Annotated in this window: 18 protein-coding genes; 13 read left to right on the top strand and 5 right to left on the bottom strand. The window is 38.8% G+C overall.

Features of this window, described 5'->3' with window-relative positions; translation table 11 throughout:
- Positions 1-5: 5 nt before the first annotated feature.
- From FN924_RS17760 to FN924_RS17750, 3 genes are read left to right on the top strand one after another with little or no spacing between them, the layout of a single operon-like run.
- Entirely contained in the window at positions 6-1,181 is a 1,176-nt protein-coding gene (locus FN924_RS17760; protein WP_143896809.1) for a M20 metallopeptidase family protein, read from the top strand.
- 18 nt (positions 1,182-1,199) lie between these two features.
- Positions 1,200-2,267, top strand: coding sequence for a homoserine dehydrogenase (locus FN924_RS17755; RefSeq protein ID WP_143896807.1), 1,068 nt, complete (start codon positions 1,200-1,202; stop codon positions 2,265-2,267).
- Positions 2,267-3,712, top strand: coding sequence for an aldehyde dehydrogenase family protein (locus tag FN924_RS17750; protein ID WP_143896805.1), 1,446 nt, complete (start codon positions 2,267-2,269; stop codon positions 3,710-3,712). Before FN924_RS17755 ends, FN924_RS17750 begins: the two co-directional genes overlap by 1 nt.
- Before the next feature lie 76 nt (positions 3,713-3,788).
- Here the strand turns inward: FN924_RS17750 and FN924_RS19145 are convergent, their stop codons facing one another.
- Positions 3,789-3,926 (bottom strand): hypothetical protein, encoded by a 138-nt coding sequence (locus FN924_RS19145; RefSeq protein WP_194709671.1) that lies wholly within the window; start codon positions 3,924-3,926, stop codon positions 3,789-3,791.
- 23 nt (positions 3,927-3,949) lie between these two features.
- On the bottom strand, positions 3,950-4,120 hold the full coding sequence (locus tag FN924_RS17745) for a Fur-regulated basic protein FbpA (RefSeq protein ID WP_143896803.1): 171 nt from the start codon (positions 4,118-4,120) through the stop codon (positions 3,950-3,952).
- A 572-nt stretch (positions 4,121-4,692) separates the two neighbouring features.
- On the opposite strand from FN924_RS17745, the gene FN924_RS17740 reads away from it, so the two are divergent.
- The 6 genes from FN924_RS17740 to FN924_RS17715 all read left to right on the top strand — a co-directional run bounded on the left by FN924_RS17740 (position 4,693) and on the right by FN924_RS17715 (position 9,548).
- Positions 4,693-5,517, top strand: coding sequence for a glycosyltransferase family 2 protein (locus tag FN924_RS17740; RefSeq protein WP_143896801.1), 825 nt, complete (start codon positions 4,693-4,695; stop codon positions 5,515-5,517).
- Positions 5,518-5,820: 303 nt separating this feature from the next.
- The gene (locus FN924_RS17735) at positions 5,821-6,159 is read left to right on the top strand and encodes a PadR family transcriptional regulator (RefSeq protein WP_228409504.1); all 339 of its coding nucleotides are present in this window, start codon (positions 5,821-5,823) and stop codon (positions 6,157-6,159) included.
- On the top strand, positions 6,149-6,655 hold the full coding sequence (locus FN924_RS17730) for a hypothetical protein (RefSeq protein WP_143896797.1): 507 nt from the start codon (positions 6,149-6,151) through the stop codon (positions 6,653-6,655). Before FN924_RS17735 ends, FN924_RS17730 begins: the two co-directional genes overlap by 11 nt.
- Positions 6,656-6,690: 35 nt before the next feature.
- Positions 6,691-6,975 (top strand): DUF3784 domain-containing protein, encoded by a 285-nt coding sequence (locus FN924_RS17725; RefSeq protein ID WP_228409678.1) that lies wholly within the window; start codon positions 6,691-6,693, stop codon positions 6,973-6,975.
- A 358-nt stretch (positions 6,976-7,333) separates the two neighbouring features.
- Positions 7,334-8,683: an MATE family efflux transporter gene (locus FN924_RS17720; RefSeq protein WP_143896793.1), complete on the top strand. Its 1,350-nt coding sequence runs from the start codon at positions 7,334-7,336 to the stop codon at positions 8,681-8,683.
- Positions 8,684-8,921: 238 nt separating this feature from the next.
- On the top strand, positions 8,922-9,548 hold the full coding sequence (locus FN924_RS17715) for a cysteine hydrolase family protein (protein WP_143897283.1): 627 nt from the start codon (positions 8,922-8,924) through the stop codon (positions 9,546-9,548).
- Between the two features lie 39 nt (positions 9,549-9,587).
- Here FN924_RS17715 and FN924_RS19005 read toward each other — a convergent pair whose 3' ends face one another.
- The 3 genes from FN924_RS19005 to FN924_RS17705 form a co-directional block, all read right to left on the bottom strand.
- Positions 9,588-9,761, bottom strand: coding sequence for a hypothetical protein (locus FN924_RS19005; protein WP_228409503.1), 174 nt, complete (start codon positions 9,759-9,761; stop codon positions 9,588-9,590).
- A 123-nt stretch (positions 9,762-9,884) separates the two neighbouring features.
- Positions 9,885-10,487, bottom strand: a complete 603-nt coding sequence (locus tag FN924_RS17710; protein ID WP_143896791.1) for a LysE/ArgO family amino acid transporter — start codon at positions 10,485-10,487, stop codon at positions 9,885-9,887.
- Between the two features lie 9 nt (positions 10,488-10,496).
- The gene (locus tag FN924_RS17705; protein WP_143896789.1) at positions 10,497-11,918 is read right to left on the bottom strand and encodes an amidase family protein; all 1,422 of its coding nucleotides are present in this window, start codon (positions 11,916-11,918) and stop codon (positions 10,497-10,499) included.
- Between the two features lie 279 nt (positions 11,919-12,197).
- Here FN924_RS17705 and FN924_RS17700 point away from each other — a divergent pair, with 279 nt between their 5' ends.
- The 4 genes from FN924_RS17700 (at position 12,198) to FN924_RS17685 (ending at position 17,521) form a co-directional block, all read left to right on the top strand.
- Positions 12,198-13,604 (top strand): PTS mannitol transporter subunit IIBC, encoded by a 1,407-nt coding sequence (locus FN924_RS17700; protein WP_143896787.1) that lies wholly within the window; start codon positions 12,198-12,200, stop codon positions 13,602-13,604.
- Positions 13,605-13,805: 201 nt separating this feature from the next.
- Entirely contained in the window at positions 13,806-15,911 is a 2,106-nt protein-coding gene (locus FN924_RS17695) for a BglG family transcription antiterminator (protein ID WP_228409502.1), read from the top strand.
- Positions 15,912-15,924: 13 nt separating this feature from the next.
- Positions 15,925-16,362, top strand: coding sequence for a PTS mannitol transporter subunit IIA (locus tag FN924_RS17690; protein ID WP_143896783.1), 438 nt, complete (start codon positions 15,925-15,927; stop codon positions 16,360-16,362).
- Between the two features lies 1 nt (position 16,363).
- Positions 16,364-17,521, top strand: coding sequence for a mannitol-1-phosphate 5-dehydrogenase (locus FN924_RS17685; protein ID WP_143896780.1), 1,158 nt, complete (start codon positions 16,364-16,366; stop codon positions 17,519-17,521).
- The last annotated feature ends 85 nt before the right edge of the window (positions 17,522-17,606 follow it).

Genomic DNA, 17,606 nt, shown 5'->3' with positions numbered 1-17,606 from the left:
CCCCATTGTTACGGGAGGTAACTGCAATTCAAGATAAATTGATAGAGTGGAGACGTCATTTTCATCAATATCCCGAGTTAAGCTTTCAAGAAAAAGAAACAAGTGCCTATATTCTATCCATTCTGGAAGACTTAAACGAAATTCATATAGAGACCGAAATGGGAGGAACCGGTATTATTGCATCGATTGAAGGTAATGGAGGTCCCGAAATAGGAATTCGAGCGGATATGGATGCTCTTCCTATACAAGAAACAACCAATCTACCTTTCCAATCCAAGTACAAAGGTGTCATGCATGCTTGTGGACATGATGCTCACACCGCCATGCTGTTAGGAGTGGCTCATTTATTAGTGAAGTTCAAAACGGAAGGAACTTTACGAGGAAATGTGACCTTAATTTTTCAGCCGGCGGAAGAAGCGGCAGGCAAGGATGGGTTAACGGGTGCCCCGCATATAATCAAGTCTGGTAAACTCGCAGATTTAAAAGCAATTATTGCGCTCCATGTTTGTCCGTGGAGGAGGTTAGGAGAGCTTCAATTGCATTCCGGGATAAGTATGGCAAGTGTAGATAATTTTCGGATAACCGTTGAAGGAAAGGGGGGGCACGGCGGGTACCCACACCTAACCAGTGACCCAATTTGGATTAGTAGTTTTGTATTGCAAGGTATTTATGGATTAGTAAGTAGAAAAATAAATCCGCTTAACGTTGGAACGGTAAGCATAGGAGAAATACAAGGAGGGACTTCTCCCAATGTGATTCCTGACAAGGTAGAAATAACCGGAACAATCCGTGCCTACCAAGAAGATGTTCGTACGCAATTAAAACATGAACTATATGAAATAACGAAAATGGCAGATGCATTTGGGGGAGAGGCTAGGCTAGAAATCGAAATGGGGGAACCAGCCTTACGTAACGATGAAAAAGTAGTTGAATCTATGATAAGTGCAGCACAACAGAGTAAGCCTCCTTTTCATATAGTAGAAGAGCCCTATGGGATGGGTGGTGAGGACTTCAGCCATTATACAAAGAAATTTCCAGGAGCAATGGCTTTTATTGGTTGTAGAAGTGAAGAACGTCAATATGATCTCCATACTGGTAATTTTCAAATAGATGAACGTGTGCTGCCACTTGGGGTTGCTTTCCTCTTGGAAACGCTCAAGCAGTGGTGGGGAAACGATTAGTAACGGGGGGATGTATAAATGACAATAAAAATTGCATTTATTGGCTTCGGAGGAGTAGGGCAGGCGTTGGCGGAACTACTTTATACACGAAAAGAAGACCTCTTTAGATTATACGGTTTAAATACACAGGTTGTAGCCGTATCTGATGTGATGAAAGGATCCGTTTATCACCCTGAAGGGTTGGATATACCAACTCTTCTTCAAGAGGTAAAGCAAACTGGATCAGTATCCAGTTATCCGGATCAACCAGGATTAGTAAAAGGTTGGGATAGTATGGAAACGATCGAACAGTCCAATGCAGACATGATTGTGGAGGTTACCTTTACTGATGTAGAAACAGGGCAACCGGCAATTGACCATTGCAAGCGAGCATTTCGAAACAAAAAAAGTGTAGTCACAACGAATAAAGGGCCAGTAGCTCTTGCTTATCATCCGTTAGCAGAGTTAGCGAAGGAAAATGATGTGTACTGGGGGTTTGAAGGGACGGTTATGAGTGGAACTCCAGCTTTACGAATGCCGTACACAAGCTTAGCCGGAAATGAAATATCAGAGATTAAAGGTATTTTAAACGGCACAACGAACTTTATGCTAACGGAAATGGAGAAGGGGAGCACTTATCAGGATGCACTAGCAAAGGCACAAAGCTTAGGATATGCAGAAGCAGACCCTACAAGTGATGTGGAAGGCTATGATGTCCGGTACAAGGCAGCGATATTAGCTAATTATGTAATGGGGTACCCATTGCCATCCAATGAGATTACTTGTAAGGGAATAACAGAGCTTACACAAGCGGATATAAAGGAAGCAAGTACCTCAAACAAAAGATGGAAGCTATTAGCTCGGGTGAAAAAAGAAGGGGACCGAGTAACAGCAAGTGTACAACCGGAACTATTAGACTCTGATGACCCACTAGCAAGCATTACAGGACCTACAAATGCCATTGTATATGATTGTGATATGGCCGGTGAAATTATGCTGACTGGAGCGGGAGCAGGGCTTACAGAAACGGGGTATTCTTTACTCATTGACATTATTGATTATCATCGTACAAAAGCTCCATTAATCGTACATGAGGAGGATGCTTAATGCAAACCAAAGTACGCACAGAAAGAATGTTAATTGGCGGAGAATGGGTGTATAGTGAGTCAACGTTCGATGTATGTGATCCACAGGATAATCAAGTTCTTGCAAAAGTTCCAGCTGCCACCGAAGCGCATATGCTCGATGCGATTTCAAAAGCAAAACTAGCTTTTGAAGCACATGGAACATGGCCAACACATGACAGAATACGTGTCCTTCAGAATGTCGCGGTGTACTTGGAAACACATTTAGAGCGATTTGCAAAAACAATTGCCAGTGAGGGAAGTAAGACAATCCGAGAGGCTAGGGGAGAAGTGCGAAGGGCAATTCAAACGATACAAATTAGCGCAGAAGAGGCAAGAAGGTTGAGTGGAGAGACCATTCAATTTGATCAACATCCAGGAAGTGAAAATCGAGTAGGTTACAGCTATCGTTTTCCTATTGGCGTAATTGGTGCCATTACTCCATTTAATGATCCGCTTAATTTAGTTGCCCATAAAGTGGGGCCGGCAATCGCGGCTGGGAACGCAATTGTCGTTAAACCAGCTTCTATTACACCGTTAAGTGCTCTCCTTTTAGCGGAAGCATTCCAAGAGGCGGGACTGCCGAAAGGGATGTTATCCGTTGTAACAGGTTCAGGTGCAGAAATAGGGGACGCGTTAATTACGCATCCGGATGTTAAAATGATTTCTTTTACCGGAGGGTTAGATGCTGGAGAATCTATTGCAAATAGAATAGGTATTAAGAAGATGAATATGGAGCTTGGCTCGAATTCGCCAGTTATCGTACTGGAAGATGCAGATTTACATGTAGCAGTGCCTGCCTGTGTTTCAGGTGCTTTCTCTGCAGTAGGTCAGAACTGTATCGGTGTTCAAAGAATTTATGTACAAGAATTGGTGTATGAAGCCTTTTTATCATCCTTCGTAGAGCAAGCATCTCAGTTAATTGTTGGGGATAAGCGGGATGAATATACGGATATGGGTCCGATGATTCACGAAAGAGAAGCAAAAAGAGTAGAGAGCTGGGTGGCGGAAGCTATTCTAGATGGAGCAGAACTCATCCACGGTGGTAAACGCTATGGAGCTTTTTATGAACCGACTATTTTAACGAATGTTCCAGTGACCAGCAAAATTGTGAATGAAGAGATTTTTGGCCCTGTTGTTATCATAGAGCGTGTACGTGACGTACAAGAAGCGGTGGAAAAATCTAATCAAGTGAACTACGGCCTGCAGGCTGGGATATTCACCGGTAGTTTAGAAGCTGCTTATTACGCCATTCAAAAGTTAGATGTTGGTGGAGTAATGGTAAATGACAGTAGTGACTATCGAATTGACTTCATGCCATTCGGTGGAGTGAAGGGATCTGGATTAGGTAGAGAAGGAGTTAGAGATTCGATAGAAGCCATGACAGAGCCAAAGGTCGTTTGCTTTCAACTTAAAGGATTGGCATAAGCACAAAAAAGCGTATTGTTCAGACAATACGCTTTTTTGATGTAGGAAGGAAGAATTTATTTTCAATGAAAGACGATTAACTATTTTGAACAGCTCTTAATAATTCATAGGCCATGTCACCTGCAATACATGCATACTGTTCCCAAATTTCATCTCGAAGTAAATCTAGTTCTATTATCTGTTTAGCGAGTTGAACAGCCTGCTTATTATCCATCGCTTTACCCTCTCCTTATGTTTTTATACTTTTTTGCCCGCTTCCCGTTTTCTGAAAATCTTATATTCTGCTAAAAGCTCTGAGGATGTTTTATGGTGAACAGAAGAATCGCTAGCTTCATAAAAACCTCCGCTTTTCATCTTATCAATGAGGAACTGCTTTTGTTGTTCCACAGCTTTTCTAAGAAATGGCATTTTATATTCTCTCCTTATTGTTTTTTATTTTATAAGACATGAACGACCAACGCATGGGACTAGTTAGATTTTCTAACATAGTTTTTCCACTTTTAAATAGGACTAAACCACTTTTCGCTTTTCTAACATAATGTGACAATATTTTTTATAATGAAGAGTAACGATGCTTAGAGTAATACGTGTCATAGCGTATAATAGAAGAATAGATTTCCGTGGAATATAACGATATTGAAACAAGATACGTATCGTCTTTTTCATTCATATGGAATAGAAGGTTGTTTTATTAAAACAATTCTCATCAAGTGCACAATTTTTCGGTTGTTGTCTTGATAATTCGCGGAGATAAAATTTTATTAGTGTCGAAATATTTCCCCGGAAATAAATAATTAGTCGAAACGTTTATCCCTCCTTTATTATGAGAAGTTTGGTTAAACCATTTTCACTACATTTATCGTACTTAATGTTGTATTGGGAACATCTTACAAAAAAAGATATTATCATTCATTATACTTGTAAGGTGATTTTACAAAGAAAAATCATTTCATTGTTATGTATAGAAAAGAGGAGAGAAAATGACAAAATCACTAGTTACAGTGATCATCCCAACATATAATCGGTTGGAGGAACTTACAGAACTTATGGAATCACTAACAAGGCAGACGTACAAGCAATTCGAAATTATTATCGTAAATGACGCAGGAGAGGACGTATCCATAGTTCAGGACTTGTATTCGGAGTTAACGATAATGATTGTGCAAGTACCAGAGAATCAAGGACATGTACATGCGCGGAATGTTGGAATTAATCATGCAAAAGGTGAGTTCATATTATTATTAGATGACGATGATTTAATTGTAAGTTCTCATCTCGAAACAATGGTTCGTGAAATAGATGGGTATGATTTCGTTTTTTCTGATGTAGAAATTGTGGATTATGAGAAGAAGAACGGCGTTCGAACACCAATAAATCGTTTTCCGTTTGCTTATAACTGGGATCGAAAATCGATGCGCATTTTTTCAACGTTTGTGCCATCAGGGACTTTATATCGAAGGGAAATCCACTCTGTTATCGGGGAGTTCGATGTGAATATGAAGCATTACTGGGATTGGGACTTCTTTTTGCGAGTAGAAGCACAATATAAAATAAAGAAAGTACCGATTGCTGGTGTTTTGTATGAATTTTCGCAGGCAGGAAATAATGCTTCGAAAAATCAAGAATCGATGCGGATACATTTAGATAGATTGTCCCTTAAACATGGATTAGGAAATCTTCCTACCAAAAACTTTTTTCTTTTGTTAAAAGAACCAGCAATAAAAGAACGACAATCTGAAACGAAGATTGTTTGGGATGGACAGCCATTTATCTCAAGATTTTTTAACCATCGAAAAATCAAATAAAAGGAAACGATATGGATCTCCCATATCGTTTCCTTTTATATTTAAGGTTTTTCCCCTCTCATATCCCCTATTTATTAAACGGAATAGGGATATCCTGTTTTAAAAAGTTTTATATCTCTGTGGCTCTCTTGGTCCTTCCCCCTATTCTTTTGCTGTCATTAATTCACTTATTGATTCAGGTTTACAATTTTGAAATTAATTGTATGTTAACGAGGGTTTAGCCAAACTAAAATTTATATACTATATATCATTGATATATAGTCTTATTTTTAATATTATAAAAATAAGAGGAGTGATATAAAAATGAAGGATAATTGGACTTTTCAATTAAAAAAAGGAAGCTTTGAACTGGCCATTTTATTTTTATTACACTCTGAGCCGATGTACGGATATGAAATCACAAAGAGATTGAAGGAAACAGAAGAATTGTCAATCAGTGGTGGGGCTATTTATCCCATCCTGAATCGAATGTATAAAAAAGGATTTATTAATTTTTATTGGGGAGAATCCGATAAGGGTCCACCGAAAAAATATTACTATATTAATGAATTGGGTCTTAAAACGTTAAGAAGTCGTATGGACACTTATCAAAAGGTGTATAAAGCATTATCTTCTCTAGGAGGTGATAAGATTGATTCATGAAGTTAATGAAAGGTATATAAATAATGTCCAAATTCAAGCTGAAAAACGTGGTGTACCAATATCACATGAAGACTTGGAGGAGTTAAGAAGTCACATCCTATGCTTTGGGCAAGAGCATGAGTCCTCTTCCCTTACAAACGACAGTTTGGAAAAGCTAATCTACCAAGAATTCGGGAGTCCAAGTACATTAGTCAAAGAGATTTCAACAGAGAAAAACGATACAAATTACTCAGGTAAATCAAAGGTCCAACCTTTTTTTCTAATTATCACGGTGGCGATTATTTTAATGGCATCTTTTTCCCCCTTTAAATACGCACCAATCGGTATCCTATTTGTGGCTATTGCATTAAAAGCCATAATAACAAAAGACCCCTTTTCTTTTGCATACTATAAGAAAAATCCGGATAAGGTTAACCATCGAGGACCGTTTTGGTTTTATAATACCGTTCTTATAGGACTAGGTATTGTGTTTTTAGTCTTAGAATGGATGTATTAGTCACACAAAGAATAGAGAGGTGATGATAGGTGAGTATGAATCCGTCCACATTAATTATTGGACTACTATTTCTTATTTTGGCTTATCTTATAGGAGTAAGAAAAAATACTTGGTTATTAAGTGGATACAAGCAACATCGCGTTCGAGATAAAAAGAAACTGAGTCGAATGGTCGGTGGATATAACTTAATAGCGGGCTTATTTTTAGTGGTTACTTCCATTTTCTTTTCTACAAGTTTTAGTACTGCGGCTATACAGATTGCTGTATTAGGTCACGTTGTTATTTTAGTTTATGTTAATGTAACAATGGTAGATAAATAAGAAACAGTGTGTGGGCACTGTACAGACCTTAATGAAGAGGCTAACTAATCCATAGTTATAAAAAAACGTAAAAAGACACTCCACTTCTTTTGTCAGTATTTTTTAATATCCTTTGGGGAAGTTGTCTCAACTAATTGTAACCGAATGTTTTAAGCCCTAGCTAGAACTAAAATATAGCGATCGTAAGGGAGTATAACCTACTCAAAAATAGGTTTCCATATTCGTTGACAGCCTGTCATCCATTATATGTTTAGTCTTTGTCTGATCACTTTAATGCTATCGAGAATCTTGTGCATTTTGTTACGATTATGATTAGTAGAATGGTAAGATGAACAGCGTAACCAAAAGGAGTTAGAAAATGAGAAGTCAATATACATTTACACAAGGTACCATTTGGAAGCAATTAATCGTTTTCTCTGGTCCTATTATGCTGACCAATTTGTTGCAAACGTCTTACCAGTTCGTCGATAGCTTATGGATAGGGAATTTGCTAGGGGCAGAGGCACTTGGGGCTGTAGCGATAGCGAGTACAGTTATTTTTACGATATTATCTTTTATTATTGGCCTGAACAATGCAACCTTGACAATCCTCTCACAGCAAAAGGGAAGAGACGATGAAGAAGGATTAGCTCGGTTTGTAAATGCTTTCGTTGTAACCTTAACCTGTTTGGCCTTTATCGTAGGGTTTCTAGGATTTATGTTTGCGGAACCAATCTTGTACCTTCTGGATACACCTGAAAATATGATAGCTGAAGCAGCCGTGTATTTAAAAGTGAATAGTGTTGGAATATTATTCCTATTGGGATATAACTTTATTGGAACAGTGTTGAGAGCAATCGGTGATAGCAAGACACCTTTAACCTTCGTTCTACTTGCGGTTGGACTAAATATAGTTTTAGATCCTGTTTTTATTTCAGTATTTGACTTAGGTGTAAGAGGTGCGGCTTTAGCAACGGTATCTTCTCAAGGAGCTGCATTTCTATATGGCATGTATGACGTGATTCATAAAAGAAAAGTTCCATTCCGCTTACCTACGATACCAGTTCGAAAAGACGTAGGGCTTATTTTGAATATGGGAATTCCTGCTGGCCTACAAATGGCTGTCATATCTGCGGGTGTGGCAGCCATTATGAGTGTAGTTAATGGTCATGGTCCTGATGTGGTGGCTGGGTTCAGTGCAGCACAACGACTAGATAGTATTCTTATGCTTCCAGCACAAGCCCTCGGTACGGCTGTTAATAGTATGGCAGGTCAGAACATTGGGGTAAGAAAATGGGAACGTGTTCATCTCATTACGAAATATGGTATGCTTTATAATCTTGGAGTCATGGTAGTCTTTGCTTTCATGTTAATATTGTTAGCAGAGTTCGGAATTAGGCTCTTTATCCAAGACCCTGTTGCTGTTGCATACGGGTCCGATTATTTAAAAATAGTGGCTCTCTTTTATCCGTTTTTAGGAATTAATTTTGTATTGAACGGTATTGTGAGGGCGTCTGGAGCTATGTACCAGGTGCTTGCTTTGAATATTATTTCCTTCTGGTTGCTTCGTTATCCTTTTACGTATGTATTCTCCAATTGGTTTGGGGAAAATGGAATTGCAATCGGGATGGGTATAAGCTTCATCATCAGTAGTTTGTGTGCTATAGGTTATTATATGTATGGGAACTGGCGAAAAAAAGTACTTTTTAAAACCGAGGAAAACGCTTGAAAAGTTTGTCAGATTATATGACAAACTTACATACAGATCAACCTGCAATCGGTTATATTGAACTAGGGAAAGAAAGAGAACCTGGGGAGGTCAATTCTAGTCGGCAGCGCTTTGATTAGAAGTCAAATGGACATTTGTCTAGTAAGGGGAAAATGCCTTTACGGATAAATGTCCATTTTTGTGTCATCCTAAAGAAGCGGAGCATGTGCAACTGATTATATAGGAAAGGTTGATGGACATGAGCCTGTATGAGCGAATAAATCCTAATCACACCGCATTGTTGATAGTGGACATGCAAAATGATTACTGCCATGAAAAAGGATATTTAGCAAAGCAAGGTTTAGACGTTTCTATGGTACCAAGCATGATAGAACCTCTAAAAGATTGCATCATAGAAGCTGAAAAGGCAAAGGTTCCCATCTTATTTATACGAACCATTCATCAGGACAGCACAGACTCCAAAACGTGGACAAGTCGTATGAAAAATACGGGTCAAGGTGGATTGTGTAGGAAGGATACATGGGGAGCTTCTTTTTTTGAGGTGGAACCTAAACCTAACGATATTGTAGTAACGAAGCATCGATATAGTGCTTTTATTAACACGAGATTAGAATCGGTTTTACGGACATATGGAATTAAAACATTAGTATTAGCTGGAGTAAGTACAAATGTGTGTGTAGAATCAACGGCTAGAGATGGGTTTATGTTAGATTATGATGTCGTCCTGTTATCGGATTGCACTGGGGCTTTTTCCCAACAAGAGCATGATATGGCATTAGAAAATGTGGATAAATATTTTGGTTCTGTACTTCCTTCAGAAGAAGTAATGAATGCTTGGAAGCAGAATATACCTATCCCTTTATAAAACAGAATGAAGGAATTTCCTTCATTCTGTTTCCATTAGCTATTGCTCATCGTTATCATCATTATTAAATTTCTCTCTTCTCTTCGCTAAGTTTTTTTGAAGAAATGGATTGTCGTCCCCAATAATACCGCTATAACTACCAAAACGAATGACAAAATACAAACCTGCAATTCCACATAAAATAATGATAGCTGTTATGATCTTCAAAAACATATGAACACCCCAGAAAAAGTATTTATTCCTCATATATTCTTACGTATTACTTTCCAAGAGGTTTCAGTCTTCAAAAACGTAAACATAACATAGCATTAGAAATTCGTGTTTTATGATATGAGCTTATAAAGAAAATAATAAATACACAGCTGTCCCCCACATAATAATGGCGGAAATTTTATTAATCACATGTAACAGTTTTCCTGTGGAGTCTATTGATCCAATCTTCCTACCGATAATAGCTAACCCAATAAACCATAACCAGGATACGAGAATACAGGCAATTGCAAACATTACTTTTTCCACGCCTAAATAAGTAAGCGAACTAGTCCCAATGACGCCAATCGTATCCATAATCGCGTGTGGGTTTAGTAATGAAACAGATAAAGCAAAGGTGATTTGCTGCTTTGCAGACATAGCTTGGTGCTTCTCACTCTTTTTTTGGACGCTTCGCCATGTAATCCATCCCATATAAATAAGGAATAGAATCCCTACTGTAAGTAAGGTTATTTTAATCAAAGGAGAGGCTAAAACGACGGCTGATACTCCAAGAACAGCTAAGCTGATTAAAAATGTATCGCATAGGGAAGCGGTGATGATGACTGGTAATGTCTGCCTAAACTTTGGCTGCGTGGCACCTTGGTTAAAAATAAAAACATTTTGTACCCCAAGTGGTAAGATCCATCCAAAGGCGAGTAATATACCATGACTAATAGCAACCCACATGTTAGATCCTCACAGCACTGGAGGAACCTGATGTAGAGTCGCTTGTTCATACGCATAAGCCAGTTCAATCAATCTTCCTTCCGAATACGCTAACCCAGTAAATGTCACACTTACCGGTACACCTTGCTCGGTATAACCCGCAGGCACTGTGATAGAAGGATAGCCAGCTCTTGCAGCAATATCACACCCCACATCATTTGGGAACAGAATCGCATCTAGCTTCTCCGAGTAAATTGCCTGATTCAAGCCTTCTTTCTGCGAAAAAGTAAGATCGTTTAGTCGATCTTGTATATACGCTGGATCCGCTAATGTACCGGGTTTCTTTTGCGACTCTTCTAACACAGTTTGTCCGTATTTTAAAGCAATGTCTGAATGCTCTTCGTTATAGGCGATAAGCTCAACTAAGCTATGAACTGGTAAAAAGCTTGCGACGTCTTTTAAATACGCATTGATATCTATTTTGAACTCATGAAATAAAACACTAGACTCAGGTGATTGTGCGGATAAAGAAATATCAAACACTTCCGCACCCGCAGCTTCTAGCTCCTTTTTAGCTCGATTAAAAACACGTAATTGCTCGTCCTTAAGTTCATATAAGTAGTTTTTCGCTACGCCGATTCTAGCTCCTTTCAAGGCATCCTTTTGAAGATGAGGTAAGTAATTTTGTTGGGATTTTCCTACACTTGTTAACGTAGCTGGGTCTTCTTGATCCATACCAGTTAAGGCTCCGAGGATAATGGCTGCATCCGTCACATTTTTAGCCATTGGGCCAGCCGTGTCTTGACTGTGTGCAATTGGGATAATTCCCGTTCTGCTCACGAGACCAACTGTCGGTTTAATGCCAACAATGGAGTTGTGGGTAGCGGGGCCAAGTATGGAACCACTTGTCTCCGTACCAATGGAAGCAGTAGCAAAATCTGCAGCAATTGCTGCTCCAGATCCAGAACTGGATCCACCAACATCAAAAGCTCCCGGTCCGTATGGATTTAGAACTTGTCCGCCTCTTGAACTGTACCCATTTGGCATGTTGTGTGTCATAAAGTTTGCCCACTCCGTCATATTCGTTTTGCCGAGTATAATAGCTCCAGCTTCCCGTAACTTTCGAGCAACTACAGAGTCTTTTTTGGCAAAATGTTCAGCAAGAGCAATTGATCCCGCACTTGTATGCATCTTATCACGCGTATCAATATTATCTTTAATCAAGATCGGGATTCCATGAAGTGGGCCACGTACTCCCCTTTCCTTTCTTTCTATGTCTAAGGCTTCCGCGATATGCAAAGCATCTGGATTAACCTCTAAAACGGCATTAATCTTCGGGCCATTCCAATTATAGCTAGCGATTCTTTCGAGATAGTATTTAGTTAGATCTAATGAGGTAGTCTTTCCTTCTTGTAACCTTTGCTGTATTTCTAGAATAGTCGACTGGTTCATAAGCCCCTCCTAAGGTTGGATAGTTTTAAGTTCTACCACCATTATAGTAAATAAAAGTGGAATAAAGGTATTAGAATGACTTGGGGATAAAGTACTAGGCATTATTTTGATTCACTTTTTAATAATGTCAACAACCACTATGACAAAAGACCGATTAGATTGAATTGAAGATATACTTGAAAACGCTTTATGATAAAGGTAAGGAATTTATCATTCTTATTTTTAGACATCAAGCTTTTGTCATTATTTTAATTTTATCTATGGAAGGGAGAAATAAAGATGGCACAAACAGGAGCGCGTGCTAGAATTCAAAAGTTTGGTAGTAATCTTAGTGGGATGATTATGCCAAACATCGGTGCATTTATTGCATGGGGACTTATTACAGCGTTATTTATTCCAACTGGCTGGTGGCCGGATAAAGAATTCGCAGCAGAAGTAGCGGTATTAGTTGATCCAATGATTAAGTACTTATTACCATTACTTATTGGTTTCACTGGGGGACGCCTAGTTCACGATTATCGCGGAGGGGTAGTTGGTGCAATTGCGACGATGGGAGTAATTGTAGGGGCTGACATACCTATGTTCCTTGGTGCGATGGTTATGGGACCACTTGGTGGTTACTTAATCAAAAAGTTGGACGATGTATTTTTAGCTAAGATTCGTTCGGGATTTGAAATGCTTTATAACAATTTTTCAGCAGGTATCCTTGGAGCTGCATTAGCACTTTTGGCAGTTGAAATAATTGGTCCAGTTGTAGAAACGTTAACCAATTTATTAGCTGATGGAGTAGAGGTAATTGTAGATGCAGGACTTTTACCACTAGCAAACATTATTATTGAGCCAGCAAAAGTATTATTCCTTAATAATGCAATTAACCATGGAATACTAAGTCCACTAGGGGTAGAGCAAGCAGCTGAACAAGGTAAATCTATTTTATTCTTACTTGAAACGAACCCAGGGCCTGGATTGGGAATTCTTTTAGCATTCTGGCTATTTGGAAAAGGTGCTTCCAAAGCATCTGCACCAGGCGCGGTAATTATTCATTTCTTGGGCGGTATTCATGAAATTTACTTCCCTTACATTTTAATGAAACCTATGTTGATTCTTGCGGCTATTGCGGGTGGCGTAAGTGGTGTTTTCACATTTTCACTATTCAATGCCGGGCTTACATCTCCACCGTCTCCGGGAAGTATCATTTCCTTAATGGCGATGACTCCTAAAGGAAACTTTATAGGTGTTATTCTTGGGGTGCTTGTAGCAGCTGCTGTTTCCTTCTTAGTTGCATCTTTCATCCTGAAGAGCAGTAAAGCAGATGAAGAAGACATTTCTTCTGCAGCACAAAAAATGGAAGAAATGAAAGGGAAGAAAAGCACTGTAGCTGGAAGCTTTGCAGAATCACAAGTTTCTGGTGAGGTAAACAAAGTCGTGTTCGCTTGTGATGCAGGTATGGGATCCAGTGCAATGGGTGCTTCTCTATTGCGTGATAAGTTTAAAAAAGCTGGCATTGACATTGAAGTAACCAATACGGCAATAAACCAATTGCCAAGTGATGCGGATATCGTTATAACTCATAAAGACTTAACAGATCGTGCAAAAGGAAAACTTCCTAATGCAACACATATTTCGGTTGAAAACTTCTTAAACAGTCCGAAATATGAAGAGCTAGTTAATCAATTAAAGAAATAATAAGAAAAAAGTCCTCCTAATTAGGGGGACTTTTTATTTCTTTATGTTGATTGATCTGGAGTCAGGAGAAAGAGGCACTTATTAACTTTTGGCAACATTCTCCATGACGAAAATGAGAAAGGGTATTTATTGAGGATGAAAACACAGAGGTCTATTATTAAGGTAGGAAAGTTGAGTCATACTAAGGGGATAATGAAGGGGGTGACAGGGCTGTATATTTCGGGCAGAGAGCGAAAAATTTTAGAGTTTCTATTGGAAAATGACCGAGAAGTAACGATTCAAGAAGTAGCGGAGCACTTAGATGTAAGTACACGAACGATTCACCGTGACCTCAAGGATGTTGGGGATCTTCTAGTTGACTTTAACCTGACTCTTAATAAAAAATCTGGAGTTGGGATAAGTCTAGAAGGAGAAAAAGAGCAAAAAGAACAATTAGAAGTTGCTTTGTTCCAAGTGAATCATACGGATTATACGCCAGAAGAGAGACAAGCCATTGTTATGTCAGCCTTGTTAGAGTCCCATGAGCCGATAAAGTTATTTACCTTAGCCAGTGAGCTTCAAGTTACAATTGCAACCGTGAGCAATGATCTCGATAAAATTGCGGACAGATTGGATGATTTTGATCTCTCCTTAATAAGGAGAAGAGGATATGGCGTGCGAGTGGACGGGAAAGAGAAAGACAAAAGAGCGGCGTTAAGCTATTTAATTTCCCAGCACGTCAATGAGATGGACTTCTTAGAATTAATTCGAAACAATATTCATCTCAAATCAAAGCAACAGCTTGATATGATATCTAATCGACTGTTAGGCATGGTAGCGAAAGAAAAGCTATATGTGATCGAAAAATCGGTGGAACGTGTAAGAAGTAAGCTTCCTTATGAGCTAGCGGACAGTGCGTATATTGGCATCATTGTACATTTGGCATTGGCGTTAGAAAGGCTTCAAAAGGGTGGGAATATTCAGTTTGATCCGGAATATTTAAATGAAATTAAAGAAACGAACGAATTTGAGATTGCTCGAGCCTTAATCAAAGATTTGGAGAAGTCTCTACACATGCATATACCGGAGGATGAAATCGGATATATCACGATGCATTTAATGGGAGCGAAAATTCGCTACAACGATGATTATGTGTTAGAGGAATCCAGTTTAGATGTAGCCTATAGAGCGAAGGAACTCATTCAATATGTGGGGGAACAGTTGGAAGAAGATCTCAATCACCACACACGTTTGTTTAACGACTTAGTAGCTCATTTGAAGCCGACAATCTATCGGTTGCAACAAAATATGACAATAAAAAATCCACTTTTAGAAGAGATTGAACAAGACTACCATTCCTTATTTCATGTTATAGAAGAAGGTGTGGAAAGCGTTTTTGAAGGAATAAAGTTTCCGAAGGAAGAAATTGCTTATTTAGTATTACATTTTGCTTCTTCTTTATTAGAGGTGGAAAATCAATCGGATTTAAAGGCACTTGTCATATGTGCAAGTGGAATCGGTACGTCGAAGATGCTCGCTTCACGCCTATTGCAAGAAATTCCGGAAGTGCAAACCGTTGACAACAAGTCACTTTTTGAATTGGATCGTATCGATAATAATTCGTATGATGTTATTGTATCAACTGTGCCCTTATCCCAATTAGAGGATGATGATTATGTCACGGTCTCACCTATTTTAACAAAATCGGAAATTCACCAAGTGAAGAAATTTGTTCGAAATCAATCGATTCAGAAGCGGACAACGTATTCCAACAAAAAGGACATAACCCAAGACACGAAGATTCAATCCGTAGAGCGATTGATCGCGATGCACCATTTTTCAAATGTTTGTTTAGACCTTCTAAGTGGTATCTATGTCACCAATATCGAAAAACATCTTACAATTGAAGAATTACTTGAAGTAGCAGGCAAGCAGTTAGAATCCATTCAAGTGACGGATAACAAAAAAGAAGTCATCGGAAAGTTGATGAAACGAGAGGAAATGGGAGGGATGGGAGTCCCGCAAACAGCCTTAGCGCTGTTTCATACGCGGAGTTCCGCCATACGCAAGCCTTCCCTCACCTTTTATGGGCTACAAAATCCAATCATGGTTTCCGCAATGGATGGAAAGGATATAAACATGTCCTGTCTTATACTAATGCTTGCACCAGAAGAAGCAACGGAAGAAAGTTTAGAAGTTCTAGGCTATATAAGTGGATTATTAGTTAGAGACAAGGAAAGTATTGCAGTATTTGAATCCTGTGACAAGGAACGTATTAGCAGGTATTTATCACATCAATTAAACTTATTTGTAAATGAAAAGTTATAAAGGAGTGTTTGTTTTGGCTAAAGATATTTTGACAACAGACAATATTCGATTGGGAGCCGATCTAGGGACGAAAGAGGAAGCAATTCGCTTTACAGGTAACATTTTAGTAGATAATGGATACGTAGATAACACATACGTAGATAAAATGTTAGAAAGAGAAGAAGTGACGTCAACATACATTGGGAATAATGTTGCAATTCCACACGGTACAGAGGATGCGAAAGCAGCTGTGAAAGAAACAGGTTTATCCATTGTGACAGCACCAGAAGGGATCGACTTTGGTAGCGGAAATACGGTGAAGCTGTTAATTGGAATCGCGGGTAAAGGAAATGAGCATTTAGAAATCCTTTCGAAGATTGCATTAGTTTGTGCGGAGGAAGAGAACGTAGAGAAATTGGTTCAAGCCCAATCCAAGCAAGAGATTCTTGATATGTTTGCTGAGGTGAATTAAGATGAGAGCTGTCCATTTTGGAGCAGGGAACATTGGAAGAGGATTCATTGGATTATTACTCCATCAATCCGGTTTTCACACAATGTTTGTGGATGTAAATAAAACCGTGATTGATGCACTAAATGAACGTAAATCGTATAAGGTAACACTCTCTGATGAAAATAGTGAGCAGCTTCCAGTAGAGAATGTAAAAGGAATTAACAGTGGGGAACATCCAGACGCTGCAATTCAAGCGATAGCGGATGCAGATATTGTAACAACAGCGGTAGGACCAACTATTTTACCAATCATAGCAGATCTTATTGCGAAAGGCCTACAACAACGCTATCAACAAAATAAAAAGCCACTAGATTTAATCGCTTGCGAGAATATGATTGGTGGAAGCTCTCTGCTTAAAGAAAAAGTGTTTGAAAAACTTTCAGAGGCAGAACAGCGTAGCTTTGAAGCTCTTTTTGGGTTTCCAAATGCAGCAGTAGACCGTATTGTTCCCAATCAAGTGAACGAGGATGTGTTAGCTGTTTCAGTAGAGCCGTATTATGAATGGGTTGTGGATGAAAGTCAATTAAAAGCTGGTAAACTAAATATAGAAGGTTTAACCTATGTTTCTGATTTAGCACCATATATTGAACGGAAATTATTTACGGTAAACACCGGTCATGCGGTTGTTGCATACTTAGGCGCCTATTTAGGCTATAAGACCATTAAAGAAGCGATTGATTCTCCGCAAGTAGAAGCGCTTTTGCAAGGTGCTTTAGAAGAATCAGGAGCTGTGCTTGTTGAACAGTATGGTTTTGGTCCGGAAGAACATAAATCGTACATTCAAAAAATTATCCATCGTTTTAAAAATCCATATGTATCAGATGAAGTGAATCGTGTTGGCCGAGCTCCTTTAAGAAAACTTGGACCTAACGATCGATTAATTCGTCCGGCTAGTCTATACTTACAGCTGTTAGAGAAGGAACCAGAGCATTTATCGAAAACTATTGCAGCTGCACTTCAATATCAAGACCAAGGTGATGAAGAAGCGGTTAAACTACAAAGCTTAGTTCAAGAGAAGGGCTATAAAGAAACGCTTTTTGAGGTATCTGGATTGAAGGAAGGGGACAAATTAGTAGAAAGTGTACTAAAACAATTCCCTGAAATTGAGAAACTGAAATAACAATCAAGGAAGAGTATCCACCTGGATACTCTTTTTTATATAAGTTATCTTATTACATAGCGCGCCCCCCTTCTTCTGTATAATT

This window comes from Radiobacillus deserti, assembly GCF_007301515.1.
Classification (GTDB): Bacteria; Bacillota; Bacilli; order Bacillales; family Amphibacillaceae; genus Radiobacillus; species Radiobacillus deserti.
The sequence above is the reverse complement of the archived record's forward strand: the minus strand, read 5'-3'. Positions and strand labels throughout refer to the sequence as shown.

Bases quoted from the DNA above. Each gene is read 5' to 3' on its own strand.
- FN924_RS17715 (WP_143897283.1), top strand. From the start codon at position 8,922: ATGAGCCTGTATGAGCGAATAAATCCTAATCACACCGCATTGTTGATA.
- FN924_RS17755 (WP_143896807.1), top strand. From the start codon at position 1,200: ATGACAATAAAAATTGCATTTATTGGCTTCGGAGGAGTAGGGCAGGCG.
- FN924_RS17725 (WP_228409678.1), top strand. From the start codon at position 6,691: ATGAATCCGTCCACATTAATTATTGGACTACTATTTCTTATTTTGGCT.
- FN924_RS17705 (WP_143896789.1), bottom strand. From the start codon at position 11,918: ATGAACCAGTCGACTATTCTAGAAATACAGCAAAGGTTACAAGAAGGA.
- FN924_RS17685 (WP_143896780.1), top strand. From the start codon at position 16,364: ATGAGAGCTGTCCATTTTGGAGCAGGGAACATTGGAAGAGGATTCATT.
- FN924_RS17745 (WP_143896803.1), bottom strand. From the start codon at position 4,120: ATGCCATTTCTTAGAAAAGCTGTGGAACAACAAAAGCAGTTCCTCATT.
- FN924_RS17735 (WP_228409504.1), top strand. From the start codon at position 5,821: ATGAAGGATAATTGGACTTTTCAATTAAAAAAAGGAAGCTTTGAACTG.
- FN924_RS17740 (WP_143896801.1), top strand. From the start codon at position 4,693: ATGACAAAATCACTAGTTACAGTGATCATCCCAACATATAATCGGTTG.
- FN924_RS17700 (WP_143896787.1), top strand. From the start codon at position 12,198: ATGGCACAAACAGGAGCGCGTGCTAGAATTCAAAAGTTTGGTAGTAAT.
- FN924_RS17750 (WP_143896805.1), top strand. From the start codon at position 2,267: ATGCAAACCAAAGTACGCACAGAAAGAATGTTAATTGGCGGAGAATGG.
- FN924_RS17720 (WP_143896793.1), top strand. From the start codon at position 7,334: ATGAGAAGTCAATATACATTTACACAAGGTACCATTTGGAAGCAATTA.
- FN924_RS17710 (WP_143896791.1), bottom strand. From the start codon at position 10,487: ATGTGGGTTGCTATTAGTCATGGTATATTACTCGCCTTTGGATGGATC.
- FN924_RS19005 (WP_228409503.1), bottom strand. From the start codon at position 9,761: ATGTTTTTGAAGATCATAACAGCTATCATTATTTTATGTGGAATTGCA.
- FN924_RS19145 (WP_194709671.1), bottom strand. From the start codon at position 3,926: ATGGATAATAAGCAGGCTGTTCAACTCGCTAAACAGATAATAGAACTA.